Annotated in this window: 19 protein-coding genes; 17 read left to right on the forward strand and 2 right to left on the reverse strand. The window is 53.6% G+C overall.

The genetic code is table 11. The features are described from left to right. Positions 1–105: 105 nt before the first annotated feature. The 6 genes from tal (at position 106) to nhaA (ending at position 8,229) form a co-directional block, all read left to right on the forward strand. A complete protein-coding gene (tal, locus tag CMR03_RS04885) occupies positions 106–1,059 on the forward strand; it encodes a transaldolase (protein ID WP_063878352.1) in 954 nt (317 codons plus the stop codon). Between the two features lie 118 nt (positions 1,060–1,177). After that, on the forward strand, positions 1,178–1,765 hold the full coding sequence (gene mog / locus CMR03_RS04890) for a molybdopterin adenylyltransferase (protein WP_063878353.1): 588 nt from the start codon (positions 1,178–1,180) through the stop codon (positions 1,763–1,765). A gap of 104 nt (positions 1,766–1,869) precedes the next feature. Beyond that, a complete protein-coding gene (locus tag CMR03_RS04895) occupies positions 1,870–3,177 on the forward strand; it encodes an MFS transporter (protein ID WP_096010955.1) in 1,308 nt (435 codons plus the stop codon). 458 nt (positions 3,178–3,635) lie between these two features. After that, positions 3,636–5,546, forward strand: a complete 1,911-nt coding sequence (gene dnaK / locus CMR03_RS04900) for a molecular chaperone DnaK (protein ID WP_063878355.1) — start codon at positions 3,636–3,638, stop codon at positions 5,544–5,546. A gap of 102 nt (positions 5,547–5,648) precedes the next feature. Continuing rightward, positions 5,649–6,791 (forward strand): molecular chaperone DnaJ, encoded by a 1,143-nt coding sequence (gene dnaJ, locus CMR03_RS04905; RefSeq protein ID WP_096010956.1) that lies wholly within the window; start codon positions 5,649–5,651, stop codon positions 6,789–6,791. 259 nt (positions 6,792–7,050) lie between these two features. Continuing rightward, positions 7,051–8,229 carry a Na+/H+ antiporter NhaA gene (gene nhaA / locus CMR03_RS04910; protein WP_063878357.1) on the forward strand — a complete coding sequence of 393 codons (1,179 nt, stop codon included), beginning with the start codon at positions 7,051–7,053 and terminating at the stop codon, positions 8,227–8,229. A gap of 408 nt (positions 8,230–8,637) precedes the next feature. Here nhaA and rpsT read toward each other — a convergent pair whose 3' ends face one another. After that, a complete protein-coding gene (rpsT, locus tag CMR03_RS04915; protein ID WP_006117633.1) occupies positions 8,638–8,901 on the reverse strand; it encodes a 30S ribosomal protein S20 in 264 nt (87 codons plus the stop codon). A gap of 316 nt (positions 8,902–9,217) precedes the next feature. Between rpsT and ribF the strand changes: the two genes are divergently transcribed. From ribF to CMR03_RS04965, 10 genes are all read left to right on the forward strand, one after another. Beyond that, positions 9,218–10,144 carry a bifunctional riboflavin kinase/FAD synthetase gene (ribF, locus tag CMR03_RS04920; protein ID WP_063878358.1) on the forward strand — a complete coding sequence of 309 codons (927 nt, stop codon included), beginning with the start codon at positions 9,218–9,220 and terminating at the stop codon, positions 10,142–10,144. A gap of 29 nt (positions 10,145–10,173) precedes the next feature. Beyond that, entirely contained in the window at positions 10,174–12,993 is a 2,820-nt protein-coding gene (gene ileS, locus CMR03_RS04925; RefSeq protein ID WP_063878359.1) for an isoleucine--tRNA ligase, read from the forward strand. Next, complete coding sequence (gene lspA / locus CMR03_RS04930) at positions 12,993–13,496, forward strand: signal peptidase II (protein WP_063878360.1); 504 nt, start codon at positions 12,993–12,995, stop codon at positions 13,494–13,496. Before ileS ends, lspA begins: the two co-directional genes overlap by 1 nt. 3 nt (positions 13,497–13,499) lie before the next feature. Further along, positions 13,500–13,970 (forward strand): FKBP-type peptidyl-prolyl cis-trans isomerase, encoded by a 471-nt coding sequence (gene fkpB, locus CMR03_RS04935; protein WP_096010957.1) that lies wholly within the window; start codon positions 13,500–13,502, stop codon positions 13,968–13,970. Then, on the forward strand, positions 13,951–14,901 hold the full coding sequence (gene ispH / locus CMR03_RS04940) for a 4-hydroxy-3-methylbut-2-enyl diphosphate reductase (RefSeq protein ID WP_063878362.1): 951 nt from the start codon (positions 13,951–13,953) through the stop codon (positions 14,899–14,901). Before fkpB ends, ispH begins: the two co-directional genes overlap by 20 nt. Positions 14,902–15,111: 210 nt before the next feature. Further along, the gene (dapB, locus tag CMR03_RS04945; protein WP_096010958.1) at positions 15,112–15,927 is read left to right on the forward strand and encodes a 4-hydroxy-tetrahydrodipicolinate reductase; all 816 of its coding nucleotides are present in this window, start codon (positions 15,112–15,114) and stop codon (positions 15,925–15,927) included. A gap of 466 nt (positions 15,928–16,393) precedes the next feature. Next, positions 16,394–17,542 (forward strand): glutamine-hydrolyzing carbamoyl-phosphate synthase small subunit, encoded by a 1,149-nt coding sequence (gene carA, locus CMR03_RS04950; RefSeq protein ID WP_063878364.1) that lies wholly within the window; start codon positions 16,394–16,396, stop codon positions 17,540–17,542. A 13-nt stretch (positions 17,543–17,555) separates the two neighbouring features. Beyond that, on the forward strand, positions 17,556–20,786 hold the full coding sequence (gene carB / locus CMR03_RS04955; protein WP_096010959.1) for a carbamoyl-phosphate synthase large subunit: 3,231 nt from the start codon (positions 17,556–17,558) through the stop codon (positions 20,784–20,786). An 84-nt stretch (positions 20,787–20,870) separates the two neighbouring features. Next, entirely contained in the window at positions 20,871–21,155 is a 285-nt protein-coding gene (locus tag CMR03_RS04960; RefSeq protein ID WP_096010960.1) for a hypothetical protein, read from the forward strand. A gap of 366 nt (positions 21,156–21,521) precedes the next feature. Beyond that, positions 21,522–22,421: a GNAT family protein gene (locus tag CMR03_RS04965; protein WP_096010961.1), complete on the forward strand. Its 900-nt coding sequence runs from the start codon at positions 21,522–21,524 to the stop codon at positions 22,419–22,421. 197 nt (positions 22,422–22,618) lie between these two features. Here the strand turns inward: CMR03_RS04965 and CMR03_RS04970 are convergent, their stop codons facing one another. Further along, positions 22,619–23,677 (reverse strand): SDR family oxidoreductase, encoded by a 1,059-nt coding sequence (locus tag CMR03_RS04970; protein ID WP_063878368.1) that lies wholly within the window; start codon positions 23,675–23,677, stop codon positions 22,619–22,621. Between the two features lie 95 nt (positions 23,678–23,772). On the opposite strand from CMR03_RS04970, the gene CMR03_RS04975 reads away from it, so the two are divergent. Continuing rightward, positions 23,773–24,660: a LysR family transcriptional regulator gene (locus tag CMR03_RS04975; protein ID WP_096010962.1), complete on the forward strand. Its 888-nt coding sequence runs from the start codon at positions 23,773–23,775 to the stop codon at positions 24,658–24,660. Positions 24,661–24,896: the final 236 nt, after the last annotated feature.

Genomic DNA, 24,896 nt, shown 5'->3' on the forward strand with positions numbered 1-24,896 from the left:
GTTCGCGCTATCGTAAACGGCATTCCCTGACCTTGCACCACCGTTACCGCGTGATATTATCCCAACAGCCTTTTATCACCCTGACAGTTAACTAAGAGAAAAAACATGACGGACAAACTGACCTCCCTGCGTCAACTGACCACCGTAGTGGCCGACACCGGTGATATCGCAGCGATGAAGCTGTATCAGCCCCAGGACGCGACCACCAACCCTTCTCTGATTCTCAACGCTGCTCAAATCCCTGAATACCGCAAACTGATTGATGAAGCGATCGCCTGGGCGCGCCAGCAGAGCAGCGACAAAGAACAGCAGCTGCAGTTGGTATCCGACAAGCTGGCCGTTAACATTGGTCTGGAAATTCTTAAGCTGGTGCCGGGCCGTGTTTCCACCGAAGTGGATGCTCGCCTTTCTTATGACACCGACGCCAGCATCGCGAAAGCACGCAGCCTGATCAAATTGTATAACGACGCCGGTATCAGCAACGATCGTATCCTGATCAAGCTGGCATCAACCTGGCAGGGCATTCGCGCGGCAGAACAGCTGGAAAAAGAAGGCATCAACTGTAACCTGACTCTGCTGTTCTCTTTCGCTCAGGCGCGTGCCTGTGCTGAAGCGGGCGTGTATCTGATTTCACCCTTTGTGGGCCGTATCCTCGACTGGTATAAAGCGAACACGGACAAGAAAGAGTACGCGCCACACGAAGATCCAGGCGTGGTTTCCGTGTCTGAAATCTATGACTACTACAAGCAGCATGGTTATGAAACCGTGGTGATGGGCGCAAGCTTCCGTAACGTCGGCGAAATCATTGAACTGGCTGGCTGTGACCGTTTGACCATTTCCCCTGCGCTGCTGAAAGAGCTGGCGGAAAGTGAAGGGACCCTGGAGCGTAAGCTGAGCTATAGCGGCGAAGTCAAAGCGCGTCCGGCCCGGATGACCGAATCTGAGTTCCTGTGGCAGCACAACCAGGACCCAATGGCCGTCAGCAAGCTGGCCGAAGGCATTCGTAATTTTGCCATCGACCAGGGCAAGCTTGAGAAGATGCTGGCAGAAATGCTGTAATCTTTTCTACCGTGGCGGCACTGTCGCCACGGTTTTCCCTTTCCGCCACCGTTTGTTATTCTTCTTAGTACGTCCTTTCTCATCCACCGCCCTGCGGTAAATCACAGCGAATATCATCATGAACACATTACGTATCGGATTGATCTCGGTTTCCGATCGCGCCGCGAACGGGATTTATCAGGATCAGGGGATTCCTGCCCTGGAAGCCTGGCTCAACAGCGCGATCGGCACCCCTTTTGAAGTGGAAACGCGCCTGGTCCCTGATGAACAGCCCATGATCGAACAGGCGATTTGTGAACTGGTCGATGAACGCTTTTGCCATCTGGTCTTGACCACCGGCGGGACCGGCCCGGCGCGACGAGATGTCACGCCCGATGCCACGCTCGCCGTGGCCGATCGTGAGATGCCGGGTTTTGGTGAGCAGATGCGGCAAATCAGCCTGCAGTTTGTGCCTACCGCCATTCTGTCGCGTCAGGTGGGGGTGATCCGTAAGCAGTCACTTATTCTTAATCTGCCAGGCCAGCCGAAGTCGATCAAGGAAACCCTGGAAGGGCTTAAAGACGCGCAGGGCAAGGTAAAGGTACCGGGTATCTTTGCCGCCGTACCTTATTGTTTACAGTTGCTCGAAGGTCCCTATGTTGAAACGAACGCCGATGTAGTAGCAGCTTTTCGCCCCAAAAGCGCGATACGTGAGATAAATAACTAAATATTCTGCTTTTCAGGAATAAGCTACAGGCTCGCTGGTGTGGTGATCAATTGACGGTATAGTAAGCGCAGCTTTACAACTGCTTTCACTTTCTCTGGACGCTTATGACCACACTTGAGACACCCCGCCTGAAACCCCAGGATTATAAAACGCTGGCCCTCGCGGCGCTGGGTGGCGCGCTGGAATTTTACGACTTCATCATCTTCGTTTTTTTTGCCGCCGTGATTGGCGAGATCTTCTTCCCCAGCGACATTCCTGAATGGCTCCGCCAGCTACAGACGTTTGCCATTTTTGCTGCGGGTTATCTGGCACGTCCGCTGGGCGGGATTGTCATGGCCCACTTTGGCGACAAAGTCGGGCGCAAAAAAATGTTTAGCCTGAGCATTTTGTTAATGGCGCTGCCAACGCTTGCCATGGGCGCGCTGCCGGGTTGGGACACGATTGGCCTGGCTGCACCTTTGTTGATGTTGCTGATGCGCATGTTGCAGGGCGCGGCCATTGGCGGCGAAGTTCCTGGAGCATGGGTTTTTGTGGCGGAGCATGTGCCTTACAAACGGATTGGCATCGCCTGCGGTACGCTGACCGCCGGACTCACTATCGGCATCCTGTTGGGCTCGGTGGTGGCGACTTTAATTAATACCTCTATGACCCAGCAGGCCATTCATGATGGTGGCTGGCGCATTCCGTTCTTCCTGGGCGGATTGTTTGGCCTCGGCGCAATGTATTTACGCCGCTGGCTGCATGAAACCCCGGTTTTTGTCGAAATGCAGCAGCGTAAAACCCTTGCACAGGAGCTACCGCTGAAAACCGTGGTGATGAAGCATCAAAAATCGGTGGTGATTTCGATTCTGCTTACCTGGATGCTGTCGGCCTGCATCGTGGTGGTGATTTTAATGGCGCCGGTCTGGCTGCAGAAACAGCATGGTATGGCCCCCGCACTCACCTTAAAGGCGAACAGCCTGGCGATTATCATGTTGTGTGTGGGCTGCATCGTTGCCGGGCTGCTGGTGGACCGTTTCGGGGCCAGCCGGACGCTAAGCATCGGAAGCCTGCTGCTGGCGCTGTGTAGCTGGATGTTCTATTCCCTGGCTCCCCAGTATCCCGACTATCTGTTTCCGCTGTATGGGCTGGTGGGTTTTAGCGTTGGCGTGGTCGGGATTGTGCCCTTTATCATGGTTCGCGCGTTCCCCGCTGAGGTCCGTTTCACCGGATTATCCTTCTCTTACAACCTTTCTTATGCGGTATTTGGCGGCCTGACGCCGATTTGCGTGACGCTGCTGACAGCGGTCTCCCCTATGGCGCCTGGCTGGTATGTCATGGCGCTTGCGCTGGTGGGATTGCTGACCGGTCTCTGGCTCAGAGAAGATATCAATCATGAGCCGGACCTGTACGACGGGATAAAACAGGCATAAATCACACGCGGAGCCTGGCTTCGCGTGTTGCTTTAAGCGGGCGGCGTGCGCGCCAGTCGGCAGAAGGGTACACTTGCGTCCTGTGTACTGTTGCGTGGCAAACAACAGCTCATGCCACATCCTGTTAACTCTCAGGGGCAGGGTAGCCATTGTTGTTGTCAGCGTTACTCAGCGCAATTCTCCTCGATAATCGGGTGGGCGGCTTAACGCAGAATGAGCGCGGCGAGCCGCATAATCTTCAGCGTAATCATCACCGTCTTTGATCCTGGTCTGACAGGTACTGAAAATTTTTTTTCATTTAACCCTTGATGCGCTTCTAAGCGACCCCATTTACTTGTCATCGAGCGTTGTGAACGTTGTAAAAAAAAGCATGTGAGGATGGGTTGAATGTAAGCAACCCGCCCACATAAAAGGTTCACAACCCAAACTGGCAACGAATTTAAGTGGGAGATGTTTAGATGGGTAAGATTATTGGTATTGACCTGGGTACAACCAACTCTTGTGTTGCGGTCATGGACGGCACGAAAGCGCGTGTGCTTGAAAACGCGGAAGGCGATCGCACCACGCCTTCGATCATCGCTTACACCCAGGACGGGGAAACTCTGGTCGGACAACCGGCTAAACGTCAGGCTGTCACCAACCCGCAGAATACCCTGTTTGCGATCAAGCGCCTGATTGGCCGTCGCTTCCAGGACGAAGAAGTACAGCGTGATATCAAAATCATGCCATACAAAATTGTGGGTGCCGATAACGGCGACGCATGGCTGGAAGTCAAAGGCCAGAAAATGGCACCACCGCAGATTTCTGCGGAAGTCCTGAAAAAGATGAAGAAAACGGCTGAAGATTTTCTGGGTGAGCCCGTTACTGAAGCGGTTATCACTGTTCCAGCCTACTTTAACGATGCGCAGCGTCAGGCGACCAAAGACGCCGGCCGTATCGCAGGTCTGGAAGTAAAACGTATCATCAACGAACCTACCGCCGCGGCGCTGGCCTACGGTCTGGATAAAGGCCAGGGCAACCGCACTATCGCGGTGTATGACCTGGGTGGTGGTACGTTTGATATCTCTATCATCGAAATCGATGAAGTTGATGGCGAAAAAACCTTTGAAGTACTGGCGACCAACGGTGATACCCACCTGGGTGGTGAAGACTTCGACAGCCGTCTGATTAACTACCTGGTTGCGGAATTCAAGAAAGATCAGGGCATTGACCTGCACAACGATCCGCTGGCGATGCAGCGTCTGAAAGAAGCCGCAGAGAAAGCGAAGATCGAGCTGTCTTCTGCGCAGCAGACTGACGTTAACCTGCCGTACATCACGGCGGATGCAACCGGTCCTAAGCACCTGAACATTAAAGTAACGCGTTCGAAACTGGAATCACTGGTTGAAGATCTGGTTGCACGCTCTATCGAGCCGCTGAAAGTCGCTCTGCAGGATGCCGGTCTGTCCGTTTCTGACATCAACGACGTCATCTTGGTGGGTGGTCAGACGCGTATGCCACTGGTTCAGGCAAAAGTAACGGAATTCTTTGGTAAAGAACCACGTAAAGACGTTAACCCGGATGAAGCGGTTGCCGTGGGTGCTGCGGTACAGGGCGGTGTGTTAGGTGGTGATGTTAAAGACGTTCTGCTGCTGGACGTAACCCCGCTGTCGCTGGGTATCGAAACCATGGGCGGCGTGATGACCTCGCTGATCAGCAAGAACACCACCATCCCGACTAAGCACAGTCAGGTGTTCTCAACGGCAGAAGACAACCAGTCTGCGGTAACGATTCACGTGCTGCAGGGTGAGCGTAAGCGTGCCAATGACAACAAGTCACTGGGCCAGTTTAACCTGGACGGCATCCAGCCTGCGCCACGCGGTATGCCGCAGGTTGAAGTAACCTTTGACATCGATGCGGACGGTATCCTGCACGTATCGGCGAAGGACAAAAACAGCGGTAAAGAGCAGAAGATCACCATCAAAGCCTCTTCAGGTCTGAATGAAGATGAAATTGCGAAAATGGTACGTGATGCGGAAGCTAACGCTGAGTCTGACCGTAAGTTCGAAGAGCTGGTGCAGACCCGTAACCAGGGCGACCAGATTGCTCACAGCACACGTAAGCAACTGGACGAAGTGGGCGATAAACTGTCAGCCGACGACAAAGCGCCTATCGAAGCTGCACTGAGTGCGCTGGAAACTGCGCTGAAAGGCGAAGATAAAGCAGAAATCGACGCGAAAATGCAGGCGCTGATGGAAGTCTCCAGCAAACTGATGGAAGCAGCACAGCAGTCTCAGGCGGGTGCAGCGGAAGCCGGCGAAGCGTCAGCGAAAAAAGATGACGACGTTGTCGATGCTGAATTCGAAGAAGTGAAAGACAATAAGAAATAATTGCCCCTGACCGGGCGCGACGGTTGCCCTGACAGCCGTTGAAACCAGCACGGGCGTAGGAGTTTTCTCCACGCCCGTGCGATCATGTTAAGGGCTAAATAAATGGCGAAGAGTGATTACTACGAGATTTTAGGCGTCGCCAAATCTGCAGACGAGCGTGAAATCAAAAAGGCTTACAAACGCCTGGCGATGAAACATCACCCGGACCGCAATCCCGGTGATAAAGAATCGGAAACCAAATTTAAAGAAGCGAAAGAAGCCTACGAAATTCTGACCGACCCGCAGAAGCGTGCGGCCTACGATCAGTACGGTCATGCTGCCTTTGAACAAGGTGGTATGGGCGGTGGCGGATACGGCGGTGGCGGCTTTGGCGGCGGTGCAGATTTCAGCGATATCTTTGGCGACGTTTTCGGTGACATCTTTGGTGGTGGCCGCCGTCAGCGTGCATCCCGTGGTGCAGATTTGCGCTACAACATGGAGCTGACGCTGGAAGAAGCGGTTCGCGGCGTGACCAAAGAGATCCGTATTCCGACGCTGGAAGAGTGCGACGTGTGCCATGGCAGCGGCGCAAAAGCGGGCACCAAACCGCAAACCTGTTCAACCTGTCATGGTGCAGGTCAGGTACAGATGCGTCAGGGCTTCTTCACCGTCCAGCAGGCTTGTCCGACCTGTCACGGTCGCGGCTCGGTGATTAAAGATCCCTGCAATGCCTGTCACGGCCACGGTCGTGTAGAGAAATCGAAAACCCTGTCGGTGAAAATTCCTGCTGGTGTGGATACGGGTGACCGTATTCGTCTGAGCGGTGAAGGCGAAGCCGGTGAGCAGGGCGCGCCAGCGGGCGATCTCTACGTTCAGGTGTCGGTGAAAAAACACCCGATCTTTGAGCGTGAAGAGAATAACCTGTACTGTGAAGTACCGATTAACTTTGCGATGGCTGCCCTGGGCGGTGAGATTGAAGTGCCCACGCTGGATGGTCGGGTGAAGCTGAAAGTGCCGGCAGAAACCCAAACCGGCAAGCTGTTCCGCATGCGTGGACGCGGTGTGAAATCGGTGCGCGGCGGTGCGGTAGGCGATCTGCTGTGTCGTGTGGTGGTGGAAACCCCTGTCAGCCTCAACGACAAGCAAAAAGCGTTACTGCGTGAGCTGGAAGAGAGCTTTGGTGGACCCAGCGGCGAACATAACAGCCCGCGATCCAAAAGCTTCTTCGACGGCGTGAAGAAATTCTTCGACGACTTAACCCGTTAATTCACAGCGGTCTGGCGTGATTAAAAACGGAGAGGAGACTCTCCGTTTTTTTATGCGCTCTGCGCGGCTGACACGGTTTCTCGCGCACTTTATGCTGCCACTTTCACCGATATTGTCCTCTTTCCGGCCTGCTCTGGCTCACCCTTTGATGTAACAAAACGTCGGACTTAATGTAAAAGCGGATAAATAAGCTTTTTCTCGGGTTCAGTGAATCGTTACACTGCTCGGCATTGTGTTTTCCGCTCAGGAGGAGTGCGTTTTGTCAAAACCTCGTCGTATCAAGCATTTACTGAAAAGTTTTATTGAGAGTGATGCCAGTAACGGCATGGTGCTCATTCTGGCTGCGGTCGTCGCTATGATCCTCGCTAATGGCGCTTCCACCGCCCAGAGCTACCAGGCTTTGTTGGACACACCGGTACAGATTCGCTTCGGCGAACTGGATATCAGTAAAAATCTGCTTCTGTGGATAAACGATGCGCTCATGGCGCTCTTTTTCCTGCTGATTGGTCTGGAAGTGAAGCGCGAACTGATCTCTGGTGAACTCGCCAGTCGCGATCGGGCCATCTTTCCGGTTATCGCCGCAGTCGGTGGCATGGCAGCACCTGCCATTGTGTTTTTGCTGTTTAACCATGGTGATGAGATTGCCCGAAATGGCTGGGCGATTCCTACTGCTACTGATATCGCGTTTGCGCTCGGCGTGCTTGCCCTGCTTGGCAGTCGTGTTCCGCCCGCCCTGAAGGTGTTCCTGATGGCGCTGGCGATTATCGACGACCTGGGTGCCATCGTCATCATCGCGCTGTTTTACACCAGCGACCTGTCTGTGATGTCCCTGAGCGTGGCGGCAGGCGCTATCGTGGTGCTGGCCGTGCTGAACCGCTGTAACGTGCGGAACATCGCGGTATACATGCTGGTTGGGATGGTGTTGTGGACCGCAGTTCTGAAGTCTGGCGTGCATGCCACGCTGGCGGGCGTCATTGTGGGCTTCTTCGTGCCGTTGGAAGAGAAAAACGGTCATTCGCCAGCGGAACACCTTGCGCACGGTTTAATGCCGTGGGTGAACTGGTTGATTCTGCCGTTGTTTGCCTTTGCTAACGCTGGCATTTCGCTGACGGGCATCACCTTTGGCGACGTGCTGTCGCCGGAGCCGCTGGGTATCATCCTGGGCCTGTTAATCGGTAAGCCACTGGGGATTACGTTGTTTTGCTGGCTGGCGGTGAAGCTGAGGCTGGCAGCCTTGCCTGGCGGTACGACTATTCGCGATATCATGGCGATTGGCGTGCTGTGCGGCATTGGCTTTACCATGTCGATATTTATCAGTTCGCTAGCCTTTGACGCTGCCCACGAGCAGTTAGTGACGTTCTCTAAGCTCGGTATCCTTAGTGGTTCACTGCTCTCCGCCGTGCTGGGCTACACCTTATTGCGCATCAAGCTGCGATAAAAAAGCCATTGCTGCAACACATTCATCCGGTGTTGCAGCAATGCTGGTTCCTGTCTCAACATCTCAATATGGCCTGTGATCCACGATGACATCGCGCATTGACTGGCTGTTATCGTGTTGCTCTGCGGCCGGTCTGAACTCGCAAGCACGCCGTGATTGACCTTCTCTGTTAACCCTGGGCCTGATAACCCGACAGAGGGCTCGTGAGAGAGGCTGTCCGGGGCGCTACGGGCCTGAACCTGGGGCAGCATGGTTCGGCAGGTTGAGAACAGTGCAGAGGCGGTGGGTTGTCTGGCAGGGCAGGAAGATAAAGTCAGGAAGAGACAGTCGCCTGGCGGCGCTAAATAGCAGGCATAAAAAAACCGGCGTAGCGCCGGTTCTTTCAACAAAGCGATGAACAAATGGCGATTAAGCCAGTTTGTTGATCTGTGCAGTCAGGTTTGCTTTATAACGTGCAGCTTTGTTTTTGTGGATCAGACCTTTAGCAGCCTGACGGTCCACGATTGGTTGCATTTCATTAAATGCGTTCTGCGCAGCAGCTTTGTCGCCTGAAGCGATCGCCGCGTATACTTTCTTAACGAAGGTACGCATCATAGAGCGACGGCTTGCATTATGCTTGCGACGTTTCTCAGATGTTACGGCACGTTTCTTAGCTGATTTGATATTAGCCAAGGTCCAACTCCCAAATATGTTCGATAGAGACAAATCAAAGGCCGAGGACTATGCCTTTTGGACCTTCTGTTGTCAATGGATTTGTGCAAATAAGCGTCGTTACTCGTGATAACCTGTACGACACTCGGTTACGTATTTGATGGCGCAAGATTCTACCAGCTTCCGCTCCCTGAATACAGTATTTCGCAACAAAATTCTCTCAACGGCTCTGCATGTCAGTAATTACGGCCTGTTACGCATGAAAGGCGTGTTCACGGGTTAACCTTGACGGCTTTCGAGGGTATAATCCGCCGATTTCCACAGGTTTGAGTCAGCCATGAAGTTTATCCGCGGTATTCATAATCTTAATGCGCAGCATCACGGCTGCGTTTTGACCATCGGTAATTTCGATGGTGTGCACCGCGGTCATCAGGCGCTGATGGGGCGGTTGCTGGAAGAAGGACGCAAACGTAATTTGCCAGTGATGGTCATGGTGTTTGAACCGCAGCCGCTAGAACTCTTTGCGGGCGAAAGCGCACCCGCCAGGCTCACCCGCTTGCGGGAAAAGCTAAAATACCTGGCAGAAATTGGCGTGGATTACGTGCTGTGTGTGCGTTTTGACCATCGCTTTGCCGCGTTATCGGCGCAGAGTTTTATCAGCGAACTGCTGGTGAACAAACTGGGCGTCAACTATCTGGCTGTCGGGGATGATTTCCGCTTTGGCGCTGGTCGCCAGGGGGATTTCCTGCTATTACAGAAAGCCGGTGCCCAGTATGGTTTTGATGTGGTCAGCACAGAAACGTTTTGTGATGGCGGTAAGCGCATCAGCAGCACAGCGGTGCGTCAGGCACTGGCTGAGGACAACTTAGCGCTGGCGCAGTCGCTATTGGGCCATCCTTTCAGTATCTCAGGGCGCGTCGTGCACGGTGATGCACTGGGACGGACACTGGGGTTCCCTACGGCCAATATCCCGTTACGGCGCTGCGTATCGCCGGTCAAAGGCGTTTATGCGGTTGAAGTCGAGGGCCTGGGGCCAACGCCGCTGCCCGGCGTGGCCAATATTGGTACGCGCCCAACGGTAAAAGGTTTACGCCAACAGCTTGAAGTTCACCTGTTGGACATCAATATGGATCTCTATGGTCGCCACATTGATGTGGTGTTGAAGCAGAAAATACGAAACGAGCAGCGCTTTGCTTCACTGGATGCGTTGAAAGAGCAAATTGCGAAAGATACGGTAACGGCCCGACAATTTTTTGGTCTGTAACCTGAGCGAAAAACGGAATCGAGAATCTGATGAGTGACTATAAATCAACCCTGAATTTGCCGGAAACGGGGTTCCCCATGCGTGGCGATCTGGCCAAGCGCGAACCGGGAATGCTGCAACGTTGGTATGATGACAATCTGTACGGCATCATCCGCGAAGCCAAGAAAGGGAAAAAAACCTTTATCCTGCATGATGGCCCTCCTTATGCGAACGGCAGCATTCATATTGGTCACTCCGTTAACAAGATTCTGAAAGACATTATTGTGAAGTCTAAAGGCATGGCAGGTTACGACTCGCCTTATGTGCCGGGCTGGGACTGTCACGGTTTGCCTATCGAGCATAAAGTTGAGCAGATGATCGGCAAGCCGGGCGAAAAAGTCAGCGCCGCCGAATTCCGCGCCGCCTGCCGTCAGTATGCCGCCGAACAGGTTGAGGGGCAAAAAGCCGACTTTATTCGCCTGGGCGTGCTGGGTGACTGGGATCGTCCTTACCTCACCATGGACTTCACCACCGAAGCCAATATCATTCGTGCGCTGGGTAAAATTATCGGCAATGGCCATCTGCATAAAGGCGCGAAGCCGGTGCACTGGTGCATGGATTGCCGTTCTGCGCTGGCCGAAGCCGAAGTGGAATACTACGACAAAACCTCGCCGTCCATCGACGTGATGTTCAATGCCCTTGATGCCGATGCGGTGCGTGCAGCCTTTGGCGTCACCGCCTCAGAAGGCCCGGTTTCGCTGGTGATCTGGACCACAACACCATGGACCATTCCGGCTAACCGCGGCATTTCACTGCACCCTGAGTTCGAATACCAGCTACTGCAGATTGATGGCCGCAGCCTGATCCTGGCAAAAGATCTGGTTGAGAGCGTGATGAAACGCGCAGGCATCAGCGACTGGACCGTGCTGGGTGAGTGCCAGGGCGCGGCACTGGAATTGCAACTGTTCCAGCATCCGTTGCTTGAGCAGATTCAGTCCAAAGTCGTCTTAGGCGAACACGTCACGCTGGATGCCGGTACGGGTGCCGTTCACACTGCCCCCGGTCATGGCCCGGATGACTACGTGATTGGTCAGAAATATGGTCTGGAGACGGCGAATCCGGTCGGCCCCGATGGCGCCTACCTGCCAGGGACTTATCCCGGTCTTGACGGCATCAACGTCTTTAAAGCCAACGACATGATCGTTGAACTGCTGAAAGAGAAGGGTGCCCTGCTGCATGTTGAAAAACTGCTGCACAGCTACCCGCACTGCTGGCGTCATAAAACCCCGATTATATTCCGTGCCACGCCGCAGTGGTTTATCAGCATGGATCAGAAAGGCCTGCGTGCTCAATCACTGCAGGAGATCAAAGGCGTTCAGTGGATTCCGGACTGGGGCCAGGCGCGAATTGAATCCATGGTTGCCAACCGCCCTGACTGGTGTATTTCCCGTCAGCGTACCTGGGGCGTGCCCATGGCGCTGTTCGTGCATAAAGAGACCGAAGCGCTGCATCCTGAAACCCTGGCGCTGATGGAAAAAGTGGCCCAGCGTGTTGAGCAAGAGGGCATTCAGGCCTGGTGGGATCTCGATCCGCGCGATCTGATGGGCGACGATGCCGATCACTACGTTAAAGTGCCGGACACCCTGGACGTCTGGTTTGATTCCGGTTCAACCAGCTATTCGGTTGTCGATGCCCGTCCGGAGTTTGGCGGCAATACACCGGATATGTATCTGGAAGGTTCGGATCAGCATCGTGGCTGGTTTATGTCTTCGCTGATGATTTCCACGGCGATGAAGGGCAAAGCGCCTTATCGTCAGGTGCTGACGCACGGTTTCACCGTCGATGGTCAGGGCCGCAAGATGTCGAAATCCATTGGCAATACCGTTGCGCCGCAGGATGTGATGGACAAACTGGGTGCGGACATTTTACGCCTGTGGGTCGCCTCTACCGATTACTCGGGTGAGATGGCGGTATCGGACGAAATCCTGAAACGTTCTGCGGATGCCTACCGTCGCATCCGTAATACGGCGCGCTTCCTGTTAGCCAACCTGAGCGGCTTTAATCCGCTAACCGATCTGGTTAAGCCGGAAGAGATGGTGGTGGTCGATCGCTGGGCTGTCGGACGTGCGCAGGCTGCGCAGGCTGATATCGTTGCCTCCTACGAGAACTACGATTTCCACGAGGTGATTCAGCGCCTGATGCAGTTCTGCTCCGTGGAAATGGGGTCGTTCTACCTCGATATCATCAAAGACCGCCAGTACACCGCGAAAGGCGACAGCCTGGCGCGTCGCAGCTGCCAGTCGGCACTGTGGCACATTGTTGAGGCGCTGGTGCGCTGGATGGCACCGATCATGTCTTTCACGGCCGACGAAATCTGGGGCTATCTGCCAGGCGATCGGGCGAAGTACGTGTTCACAGAAGAGTGGTATACCGGCCTGTTTGGTCTGCCAGAAAACGAAGCGCTGAACGATGCGTACTGGGCAGAACTGCTTAAAGTACGTGGTGAAGTGAACAAGGTGATCGAGCAGGCGCGTAGCGACAAACGTATCGGCGGCGCGCTGGAAGCGTCCGTGACGCTGTATGCCGATGCGGACCTGGCGACGAAACTGCAGGCGTTAGGTAACGAACTGCGTTTTGTGCTGCTGACCTCTGGCGCACAGGTTGCTGATTACGCCCAGGCAGGCGGTGACGCGCAGCAGAGCGAACTGTTAAAAGGTCTGAAAATCGGCCTGAATAAAGCAGAAGGCGAGAAATGCCCTCGCTGCTGGCACTACACTACTGACGTCGGTCAGAATCCCGAGCACGCTGCGGTGTGCGGTCGCTGTTACACCAACGTAGCCGGAAACGGCGAAGAGCGTAAGTTTGCCTGATGAGTAAACCTGTTTTCTCCACCGGATTGCGCTGGCTGTGGCTGGTGCTGTTAGTTATCGTTGTTGATTTCGTCAGCAAGCAGTGGGTAATGAACAACATGATGCTGCATGAAACGCAGCCGCTAATGCCGTTCCTTAACCTGTTCTATGCGCACAACTACGGCGCAGCGTTCAGTTTCCTTGCTGATAAAGGCGGCTGGCAGCGCTGGTTCTTTGCCGGTATTGCGCTGGCAATTGTGATCTCGTTGCTGGTGATGATGTACCGCAACAGCGCCAGTCAGAAGATAGCCAATATCGCCTATGCATTGATCATTGGCGGCGCAGTGGGCAATCTGTTTGACCGTTCGTATCATGGCTTCGTGGTGGATTTTATCGATTTCTATGTCGGTAACTGGCACTTTGCTACATTTAATATCGCTGACTGCGGCATCTGTATCGGTGCCGCGTTGGTGGTGCTGGAGGGCTTTTTCAACCCTTCCAGCAAGCAGGTTAAAAAAGGGTAAAGCATGACTGAGTCTGTACAGGGCGACAGCGCGGTGTTGTTGCATTTCGTCATGAAGCTGGAAGACGGCTCTGTGGCAGAATCCACCCGCGCCAACGGTAAACCTGCGCTGTTTCGGCTCGGCGACGGTAGCCTGTCTGGCCCGCTGGAGCAGGCACTGTTGGGATTAAAAGCGGGTGAAAAACATCATTTCACGCTGGCGCCAGAAGATGCCTTTGGCAGCGTCAGTCCCGATCTTATCCAGTACTTTTCCCGTCGTGATTTTATCGATACGGGTGAGCCGGAGATCGGTGCCATCATGCTGTTTACCGGAATGGGCGGTAGTGAAATGCCGGGCGTGATTCGGGAGATTTCCGGTGATTCAATCACTGTGGATTTCAATCATCCGCTGGCAGGCCACCGCGTTCAGTTTGATATTGAGGTGCTGGATATCGATCCGGCACTGGAGGCGAACAATGCAAATTCTGCTGGCTAATCCACGTGGTTTTTGTGCGGGTGTCGATCGTGCCATCAGCATTGTTGAAAACGCACTCACCCTGTTTGGCGCGCCGGTTTATGTGCGTCATGAAGTGGTACATAACCGCTACGTGGTGGACAGCCTGCGTCAGCGCGGGGCCATTTTTATTGAGCAGATCGCGGAAGTGCCCGATGGCGCTATCCTGATCTTCTCTGCCCACGGCGTGTCTCAGGCGGTGCGCAATGAGGCGAAGGGGCGTGAGCTCACCGTCTTTGATGCCACCTGTCCCTTAGTCACTAAAGTTCATATGGAAGTCGCCCGTGCCAGCCGTCGGGGTGAAGAGTCGGTGCTGATTGGTCACGCAGGCCATCCGGAAGTGGAAGGCACCATGGGGCAGTACAATAACCCCAAGGGCGGGATGTATCTGGTGGAGTCGCCGGACGACGTCTGGAAACTGGACGTTAAAGATGACAACCGCCTGTCCTTTATGACCCAAACCACGTTGTCGGTGGATGATACGTCAGACGTGATTGATGCGCTGCGCGCCCGTTTCCCGAAAATCGTGGGGCCACGCAAAGACGATATTTGCTATGCCACCACCAACCGTCAGGAAGCCGTAAGGGCAATGTCGCAACAGGCCGATGTGGTGCTGGTGGTCGGATCGAAAAACTCGTCCAACTCCAATCGCCTGGCCGAGCTGGCACAGCGCATGGGTAAAGCTGCCTATCTGATTGATGATGCGGCGGACATTCAGCCTGAGTGGGTAGTCTCTGTAGGTTGTGTTGGCGTTACGGCCGGTGCGTCAGCGCCCGATATTCTGGTTCAGAACGTGATTGCTCGCCTGCAGGAACTGGGCGGTGGCGAAGCGAGAGTGCTGGAAGGGCGGGAAGAAAACATTGTGTTTGAAGTCCCCAAAGAGTTGCGGGTTGACGTCCGCAATGTGCAGTAACCGCACACTTGCAGTTATCAAAAGGCCGACTCTGTTCGGCCTTTTTGCTTTTCAGACCAGGCCTGCGGCAGCTGAAATTGCTTTTACTGATAATCCGCCTTGCCTGGCATAAAAATTCTTATTATCCCTGATAAAGAGTGGCGCAGTTGTTATCTCATCGTTAACCTGATTGCGCTTGCATGCATAGTTTTGTTTTAGGAATGAATAAATATGAAGAATATCCGCATTGCCATCGTGGGCGCACCGGGGCGTATGGGGCGCAATCTCATCCAGGCGGTTGCGCAGATGGAAGGTGTTGAACTGGGCGCTGCGTTAGCCCGTCCCGGATCGTCGTTGATCGGCAGCGACGCAGGCGAACTGGCCGGTACCGGCAACGTGGGCGTTATCCTGGGCGATAACTTACGCGCCGTAATCGATGATTTTGACGTCTTGATCGATTTTACCCGCCCCGAAGGAACGCTGGAGTACATGGCCATTTGTCGTGAGCACCGTAAGGCCATGATCATTGGTACCACAGGATTTGACGAAGCAGGCAAGGCAGCGATTCGTGATGCTGCGGCAGAGATTGGCATTGTGTTTGCCGCCAACTTCAGCATTGGCGTTAACCTGGTACTCAAGCTGCTGGAGAAAGCGGCCAAAGTCATGGGCGATTATGCGGATATTGAGATTATCGAAGCCCACCATCGCCACAAAGTCGATGCGCCTTCAGGGACCGCCCTGGCGATGGGCGAGGCGATTGCAGAGGCAATGGACTGGAAACTGGATGAACATGCCGTTTACAGCCGAGAAGGCCATACCGGCGAGCGTCATGCGAACACTATTGGTTTTGCCACCGTGCGAGCAGGCGACATTGTCGGGGAACATACGGCAATGTTTGCCGATGACGGTGAGCGCGTTGAGATAACCCACAAGGCTTCCAGCCGCATGACCTTTGCAAAGGGCGCGATAAAAGCAGCGTTATGGGTGAGTGAGAAGAAAACTGGGCTTTATGACATGCGCGACGTGCTGGATTTATCGAGTTTGTAATGGGTTTACCTGTGTGATGTGGTTATTTCAATCGCTAATGAATTGATTGAAAAGGGCAATTTTTTAATTGCCCTTAATTTTATTTAAAATAAGGTCTTTGGCTAATTTTTTCAGTGAGTGGCTCAAAAGAATGGTTATCGCGTCCCTGTTTTTGTCATAAACCTGTTAATTTTGACCATTTGGTCAAAATTAATCGTGTGCACTATCAGAATAAACGTTGATTGCGATTGGCAAACGATTATTCGGCTGTGTTTACCCCTGTTTTTGCCGCTTATCCTCTGCATTTTCGTTCTGAGCCCGAAAAGATGTTAAAAATGTTGCTTCAGGGTGGACAAGTATCAGGACGATCATTAGAATGCGCGCAATTTGCCAAAAATTGACCACTCAGGCAGTTTTTGCATTGATTCAGATCACTATTATGAATTAATATGCAGATATTGTGACTGTTTATTCCCTGGAGGATGTTTTGATTAAGTCAGCGCTCTTGGTTCTGGAAGACGGAACCCAATTCCACGGTCGGGCCATCGGGGCTACAGGGTCGGCAGTGGGGGAAGTCGTTTTCAATACGTCAATGACCGGTTATCAAGAAATCCTCACTGATCCCTCCTATTCTCGCCAAATCGTTACTCTTACTTATCCCCATATCGGCAATGTTGGTGCAAACGCCGCCGACGAAGAATCCAGTCAAATTCATGCGCAGGGCCTGGTGATTCGTGACCTGCCGCTGATTGCCAGTAACTATCGCAGCGAAGAGAGCTTATCGGCTTATCTGCAGCGCAATAACATCGTCGCGATTGCCGATATTGATACCCGCAAGCTGACGCGTCTGCTGCGGGAAAAAGGGGCGCAGAACGGCTGTATCATCGCGGGCGACAACCTGGATGCCGCACTGGCCTTACAAAAAGCGCAGGCTTTCCCCGGCCTGAAAGGTATGGATCTGGCGAAAGAAGTGACAACGGCGGAAACCTACGCCTGGCAGCAGGGGAGCTGGACACTGGAAGGGGATTTACCGGAACAGACACCGGCGGAAGCCCTGCCTTACCATGTCGTGGCTTACGATTACGGTGCGAAGCGCAATATCCTGCGTATGCTGGTAGACCGTGGCTGCCGCCTGACGGTTGTGCCGGCCAAAACACCAGCCGAAACGGTACTGGCGATGAATCCGGATGGCATCTTCCTGTCTAACGGCCCTGGCGATCCTGAACCCTGCGACTATGCGATTGAAGCCATTCAGGCCTTTCTGAAAACGGATATTCCGGTATTCGGTATCTGCCTTGGTCATCAGTTGCTGGCTCTGGCCAGCGGTGCGAAGACCGTCAAGATGAAGCTGGGCCACCATGGTGGTAACCACCCGGTGAAAGATCTGGATAACAACCGCGTAATGATTACCGCGCAGAACCACGGTTTTGCCGTTGATGAAACCGATCTGCCCGCGACCCTGCGTGTTACCCATATCTCCCTGTTTGATAAGACCGTGCAGGGCATTCACCGCACCGATAAGCCAGCGTTTAGCTTCCAGGGTCACCCGGAAGCCAGCCCGGGACCGGGTGATGCCGCACCGCTGTTTGACCACTTTATTGAGTTGATTGACGCATTCCGTTCGAAAGCAAAGTAATCAGGAGCTAATCATGCCAAAACGTACAGACATAAAATCCATCCTGATTCTTGGTGCCGGTCCGATTGTGATCGGTCAGGCCTGCGAATTCGACTATTCCGGTGCCCAGGCTTGTAAAGCCCTGCGTGAAGAGGGTTACCGGGTTATTCTGGTCAACTCAAACCCGGCAACCATTATGACCGACCCGGAAATGGCCGATGCGACCTACATCGAGCCGATTCACTGGGAAGTGGTGCGTAAAATCATTGAAAAAGAGCGCCCGGATGCGGTGCTGCCCACCATGGGCGGCCAGACAGCGCTGAACTGTGCGCTGGAACTGGAACGTCAGGGCGTACTGGAAGAGTTCGGCGTCACCATGATAGGTGCGACCGCCGATGCCATTGATAAAGCAGAAGACCGTCGTCGCTTCGATGTGGCGATGAAAAGCATTGGCCTGGATACGGCGCGCTCTGGTATTGCGCACACCATGGATGAAGCGCTGGCGGTGGCTGCAGACGTCGGCTTCCCCTGCATTATCCGTCCGTCTTTCACCATGGGTGGCACCGGCGGCGGTATCGCCTATAACCGCGAAGAGTTTGAAGAGATCTGCGAACGCGGCCTCGACCTTTCTCCTACCAACGAGTTGTTAATTGACGAATCGCTGATTGGCTGGAAAGAGTACGAGATGGAAGTGGTACGTGACAAAAACGACAACTGCATTATCGTCTGCTCCATTGAAAACTTTGACGCCATGGGCATTCACACCGGTGATTCCATTACGGTTGCGCCAGCACAGACGCTGACCGATAAGGAATACCAGATTATGCGTAACGCCTCGCTGGCGGTACTGCGTGAGATTGGTGTCGAAACCGGCGGTTCCAACGTACAGTTTGCGGTGAACCCAAAAAATGGTCGCCTGATCGTTATCGAGATGAACCCCCGTGTGTCGCGCTCCTCGGCACTGGCCTCTAAAGCGACCGGCTTCCCGATTGCGAAAGTGGCAGCGAAACTGGCGGTTGGCTATACGCTGGATGAACTGATGAACGACATTACCGGTGGACGCACGCCGGCCTCGTTTGAGCCTTCAATCGATTACGTCGTCACGAAGATCCCTCGCTTCAACTTTGAAAAATTTGCCGGTGCGAATGACCGCCTGACCACGCAGATGAAATCCGTGGGTGAAGTCATGGCGATCGGTCGTACCTTCCAGGAGTCGATGCAGAAAGCGCTGCGCGGCCTGGAAGTCGGGGCGAATGGCTTCGACCCGAAAGTTCACCTGGACGACGCAGAGGCGTTAACCCGTATCCGCCGTGAGCTGAAAGATGCCGGTTCGGATCGTATCTGGTATATCGCCGATGCCTTCCGCGCGGGGATGTCGGTAGACGGCGTATTTAACCTCACCAACATTGACCGCTGGTTCCTGGTGCAGATTGAAGAGCTGGTGCGCCTGGAAGAGCAGGTCGCGCGTGAAGGCATGAACGGCCTCAACGTGGATTTCCTGCGTGCACTGAAGCGTAAAGGTTTTGCGGATGCGCGTCTGGCTTCACTGGCGGGCGTAGCGGAAGGTGAAATTCGTAAATTGCGTCAGCAACATAATCTGCACCCGGTTTATAAGCGTGTCGATACCTGTGCGGCAGAATTCTCTACCGATACGGCTTACATGTACTCCACCTATGAAGAAGAGTGCGAAGCGAATCCTAATCAGGATCGCGACAAAATCATGGTGCTGGGTGGCGGACCAAACCGTATTGGCCAGGGCATTGAGTTTGACTATTGCTGCGTTCATGCGGCGCTGGCGCTGCGTGAAGATGGTTTTGAAACCATCATGGTGAACTGTAACCCGGAAACCGTCTCGACGGATTATGACACCTCTGACCGTCTCTACTTTGAGCCGGTTACGCTTGAGGACGTGCTGGAAATCGTACGCATCGAAAAACCGAAAGGGGTGATCGTGCAGTACGGCGGTCAGACGCCGCTGAAACTGGCTCGCGCACTGGAAGCGGCAGGCGTACCGGTCATCGGTACCAGCCCGGACGCTATCGACCGGGCAGAAGATCGCGAACGCTTCCAGCAGGCCGTTGACCGTCTGAACCTGAAGCAGCCGGCTAACGCCACCGTTGCCACGCTGGAGCAGGCCGTGGAGAAAGCCGCCGGCATTGGTTATCCGCTGGTGGTGCGTCCTTCCTACGTGCTGGGCGGACGTGCAATGGAAATCGTCTATGACGAAATCGATCTGAAACGTTACTTCCAGACAGCGGTGTCGGTTTCCAATGATGCACCAGTCTTGCTGGATCGTTTCCTTGATGACGCCGTAGAAGTTGATGTCGATGCCATTTGCGACGGCGAACGCGTGCTGATTGGCGGCATCATGGAGCATATCGAGCAGGCAGGCGTCCACTCGGGTGACTCCGCGTGTTCTCTGCCGGCCTATACGCTGAGCGAAGAGATTCAAAACGTGATGCGTCAGCAGGTCGAAAAACTGGCGTTTGAGCTGAGCGTGCGCGGTTTGATGAACGTGCAGTTCGCGGTAAAAGACAACGAAGTCTACCTGATCGAAGTGAACCCACGTGCCGCGCGTACCGTGCCTTTCGTGTCAAAAGCGACAGGCGTCCCGCTGGCGAAGGTTGCCGCGCGCGTGATGGCAGGCAAAACGCTGGCAGAGCAGGGCGTAACCAAAGAGGTAATCCCACCTTATTACTCTGTTAAAGAAGTCGTACTGCCCTTTAACAAGTTCCAGGGTGTTGACCCGATTCTCGGTCCGGAAATGCGTTCAACCGGTGAAGTCATGGGCGTGGGCCGGACCTTCGCTGAAGCCTTTGCCAAAGCGATGCTGGGCGCGCAGAGCAACATGAAGAAAACCGGACGTGCCCTGTTGTCCGTGCGTGAGGGCGATAAGAAACGTATCGTCGATTTGGCCGCTAAGCTGCAGAAGTTTGGCTTTGAGCTGGATGCCACTCACGGTACGGCTGTGGTGCTGGGCGAGGCGGGCATTAATCCTCGTCTGGTTAACAAGGTTCATGAAGGTCGTCCACATATTCAGGACCGCCTGAAGAACGGCGAATATGCCTACATCGTGAATACCACAGCAGGTCGCCAGGCGATTGAAGACTCCAAGCTGATTCGCCGCAGTGCGCTGCAATACAAAGTGCATTACGACACCACGTTGAACGGGGGTTTTGCAACGGCAATGGCGCTCAATGCGGACCCAACGGAAAAAGTGATTTCAGTCCAGGAGATGCACGCACAAATCCTTGCGCAGAAATAGCGCAGGCTGATCGCGCGTCATCGCCCCTGTGGGGGGATCTCTGTCAGTAGGCTGACAGACCGTCCTGCCTGCAGGGGCTTTTTCGTGTTTAATCCCAGGAAGCCTGTCGGGACAACATCGGCCAGCAGGCCGTTGCATTGCGCGCAAAGAGCGGCGTCAGCGGCTGTTTTACAGATGGCGGAAATACGGTTCCTGCTATCAGCGGTCAGTGGCAAGCGAAGACTTCATCAAGGTGAGGTGCTGCAGGCATTATTGCTGGGGATGGGTTTTATCAGACCGCTGTTCATAGCCATTCAGACAAACTCTGTTAAACCCTATTTAAATTCAGCGCAATACAGGCTGTTAATCATGATGGCTGGTGCTGAATAACACGCTGTTCTGTATTTGGTTTTACCTGTTCTTTTCAAAATTATGACAAATTACGAATAAAAAGATGTTTAATCCTGCTTTGCGAAACGTGGCGCACTAAATAGGGATATGTTGTCATTTAAATACTTGTTAATAATATCAACTCATTCCCTGTTGATTCCTCTTTCTCTGCCTTCTCCTGACCATTTGACTGTTATTAAACAGATTTTAAACGAACCTGCATTGCTGTCGATCACGCCTGATAATCAACTGTTCAGTTGTTCCGCTTAACTTTATGATGCCCTGTGTTTTGCATGGTTTTACGTTTTCAGAGAACAGCCTCGTTTTTCTGAATTTTAAAGACTTAATTAAGAGCTCGTGTTTAATATGTTTATTCCCAAATTTTTCAGGTGGGGACAGTGCTCTTTTGACGATTATCAAATAGCCTGTAATAGTTTTGGTTACAACTGCGAGTCAGCGCCGGGATTTATTGCATTTAAAATGCGACATGAGCAGTCCTTTGAGTTTTATGCTTATAAACGTAAAGGCAAAATAGTGGGGAGCGTTTGCGTCGAAAATGGCTGGCTTGCCAATGACGGCAGACACCGGCAACGTTCTCTTCCCGCACTGCTTACACCGTCAACATCCGTCTATGTGCCTTTTTGCAACGAGGTTCCGCAAAAGGTGCTTTTACCTTTCCGTTGTAAGTCGCTGCATCACTTGCAGAGTCAGCGGTTTCTTAATACGTCTTATGGCCTGTTGAGTAAAAGCCATGCTGCTTTTACCAAGAACCCTGCTGCCGACTTTTCCCGGAAAACCGTCTCCACGCGGGAACGTGAGTTACGAAAGTTTCTTAATGACGGGGGCAGTTTTCTCAACGTCAGCCAGCTGGATGGCGAACACATTTTTGACGTATTTGAGACCCTTTACCAGGCGAGACGAAATCAGGCTATCGCTGACAGGGAAATCAATAAAGCGTTCTTCCGGGAATTTCAGCCTTGTTTCAAAGGCTACATCATGTTCCTGAATAATGAACCTGTTGCGCTGCAGCTGCTGTTATCTGTATCCAGCTGCGCCGGGATGTTCGTTGATTTTATTAATATCGGCTACCGGATGGACAGCAACGCAGGCGCTGTGGGTACGATGTTGATGTGGAAGAACCTGACGTCTGTGTATCAGGACGCTGCCGATATCCAGCTTCCGCTCTATTACTCCTATGGATCGATGTCCGGGGACTATAAAAACCGGTGGTGCCATTCGGTCAATAATGGTCGAGTCATTATCTGATTGCTCAGATCGGCAAGGCCGCATTGTTGCCCGTCTGAGTCAGTCGATGATATTGGGAATGCGACTGCGCGAGGCGAAACGCCCTTTATTCACGCCCGCGCCATCGGGCGTTGCCCGCCAAACAGGCCTTTTTCGCATTATTCTGCACACTTTCCCCTGCCAGCGCGGTGGCAGGGGAAACGTGCCTGCCACATCTGTCAGGGAATAATCTTCGCCGTTCTGAACTGAGTAAAGAGACGGATAAACATCTCATCGGTCGCACGAAAACCCGTAAAGCCCGCCCGCCGCAGTTTGCTGCCATCGCCAAACATGTCGTAATCCCAGCTAAACACAAAGTCTGCGAACTGACCGTTACTCAACTTCATGATATCAGGCTCGACCAACAGCGTTTTTTCAGCCAGAGCCTGCCAGGTCTTGCGGTAATCGCTAAAGAGTTGCTGAAACGACAGCTGGACCGGCGGGGCCATCTCCAGTTCAAACCAGCCCGCAATGACCGGCCAGAGTTCACTCCACCGCCAGATGTCACCGTTGTTAACATTGAATGCCTGATTTCTGGCGGCAGGGGCGGTCGAGGCCCATAGCGTGGCGGCAGAAAGTAAGCCGTCATCCGTATGATCGACAATGCTATGCCAGGCTGTTTGTGACCCGGGAAAGCGCAGGGGCAGGCTCTGCGCTTTGCACAGTGAGGCATATATCGCGATACTCAGCGCAAGATTCATGGTATTGCCGGGTAATGCGCTGCCAACCACGCCGGGGCGAAGCGCATGCCAGTTCCAGGTTTTATTGCGCTGAAAGTCGCTTAGCCAGGCCTGTTGCGCCGTATTGAATTCCGCGCCGGGAATGGCAGCATCATTTTCTCTGGCGGGCGTTTTAAAGGGGCCAAGGTGAGCGCCGTAAATTTTGTAGCCCTGCATCAGGCTCACCGTTTCCAGCGGGGCAACTTTCTCAACCTGGGTGACCAGATTACGCAGCAGGGTCACGTTGGGTTCAACCATCTCCTGCCAGTTGGCGGCATTAAGCCAGGCGCTATAGAAAATATGTGTCACGTTACTTAGTGGCGTAAGGGCACGCGCGCTGTCTTTCTCATCCAGCAGATCGACTTTTACAAACGGGACCGCGCCGTGCCGATCGGTGCCTGAACGTGACAGTCCGATAACCTGCCACGCATTCTGCAACAACGTTTTGACCAACTGGCTGCCGACAATACCGCTTGCGCCAGCCACCAGTGCAACTTTAGATTGAGGCTTCTGTGACATTTTCTTTCCTCCGGTTAGGTTGCAGACAGCGTGATATAAATTTCTTTTCGCCGATATCCCCGCAAGCTGATGTCACTTATAAGAGAAATGCGTAAATGAATAACAAGCTCAATGCCATTCGCACCTTTTTACGTGTAGCCGAGGCCGGTTCCTTCTCTGCCGCCGCGCGCCAGTTGGGTATCAAGCAGTCAGCGGTCAGTCAGCAGATCGTCGCACTTGAGGCCGAGCTGGGCGTCGTCTTGCTGCACCGAACGACGCGCGTGATGGTACTGACGGCGCAAGGGGAATATTACCGTGGCCAGATGCGGCCGATACTTGAGGCGATGCTGGCAGTCGAGAGCCAGTTGTCTTCTGCCACGCAGCAGTGGCAAGGCAAGGTAAACATCCAGTTGCCCGGCGGGTTAGGGCGGCTTTTTCTTCCCCACCTGCTCGCGCTGCAAAAGGCGAATCCGGGGTTGAATCTGACGCTGTCGCTCGACGACCGGATATCTGACCTGGCCAGAGAAGGCGTGGATATTGCCTTCCGACTGACCCATGACGCACCGGATGTGTTTCCGGCAAGGAAGATCGCCCGAATTGAAACGCCGCTTTTCGCGTCACCGCGTTTTCCGCCAATCGTTTCGCTGGATGCGCTGGCGCTTCACCCGCATGTTCGCTTTAGCAGCATCGACGAGTCTGCGCCATTACGGCTTGTCAGAGATGATGAAACCGTGGAGCTGGCGGTGAATACGGTCTTCAGGGCAAACAGCAGTGAGGGATTATTGCAGGCATTGCAGGCGGACATCGGTGTCGGTGGTATGCAGCTACCGCTTGCAATGGAGGCACTGAAATCCGGCTCGCTTGTCAGGGTTTTACCCGCTTATCGCCATCCTGACCGCTTTCTGTATGCCGTTTTTCCGGATGCACGCTTTATTCCTGTCAGGGTAAGAGGCATCGCCACGTTAATCGAAAAGGTGCTGGCCAACCTGCCCGGGGTAAACTGAACGTCTCTGTGCGGACGGCATGAAGCGGCGGGAGATAAGAGCGGCCTGAGGGGGGAATCGCACAGGACAAACCCGGTATGCGTGGCATCCTGCCAGCTTGACGTTAATATGCTTAAGTTAATTTGATTTAATTTTTAGCCAATCATGCCTAATCCGCTGATTCGCACAAATCTATAATATAAAAAACTACCAGGCTGACATTCACCGTTGTAATATCCGGCTCGCTCATTAATAGA

This window comes from Pantoea allii (assembly GCF_002307475.1).
Classification (GTDB): Bacteria; Pseudomonadota; Gammaproteobacteria; order Enterobacterales; family Enterobacteriaceae; genus Pantoea; species Pantoea allii.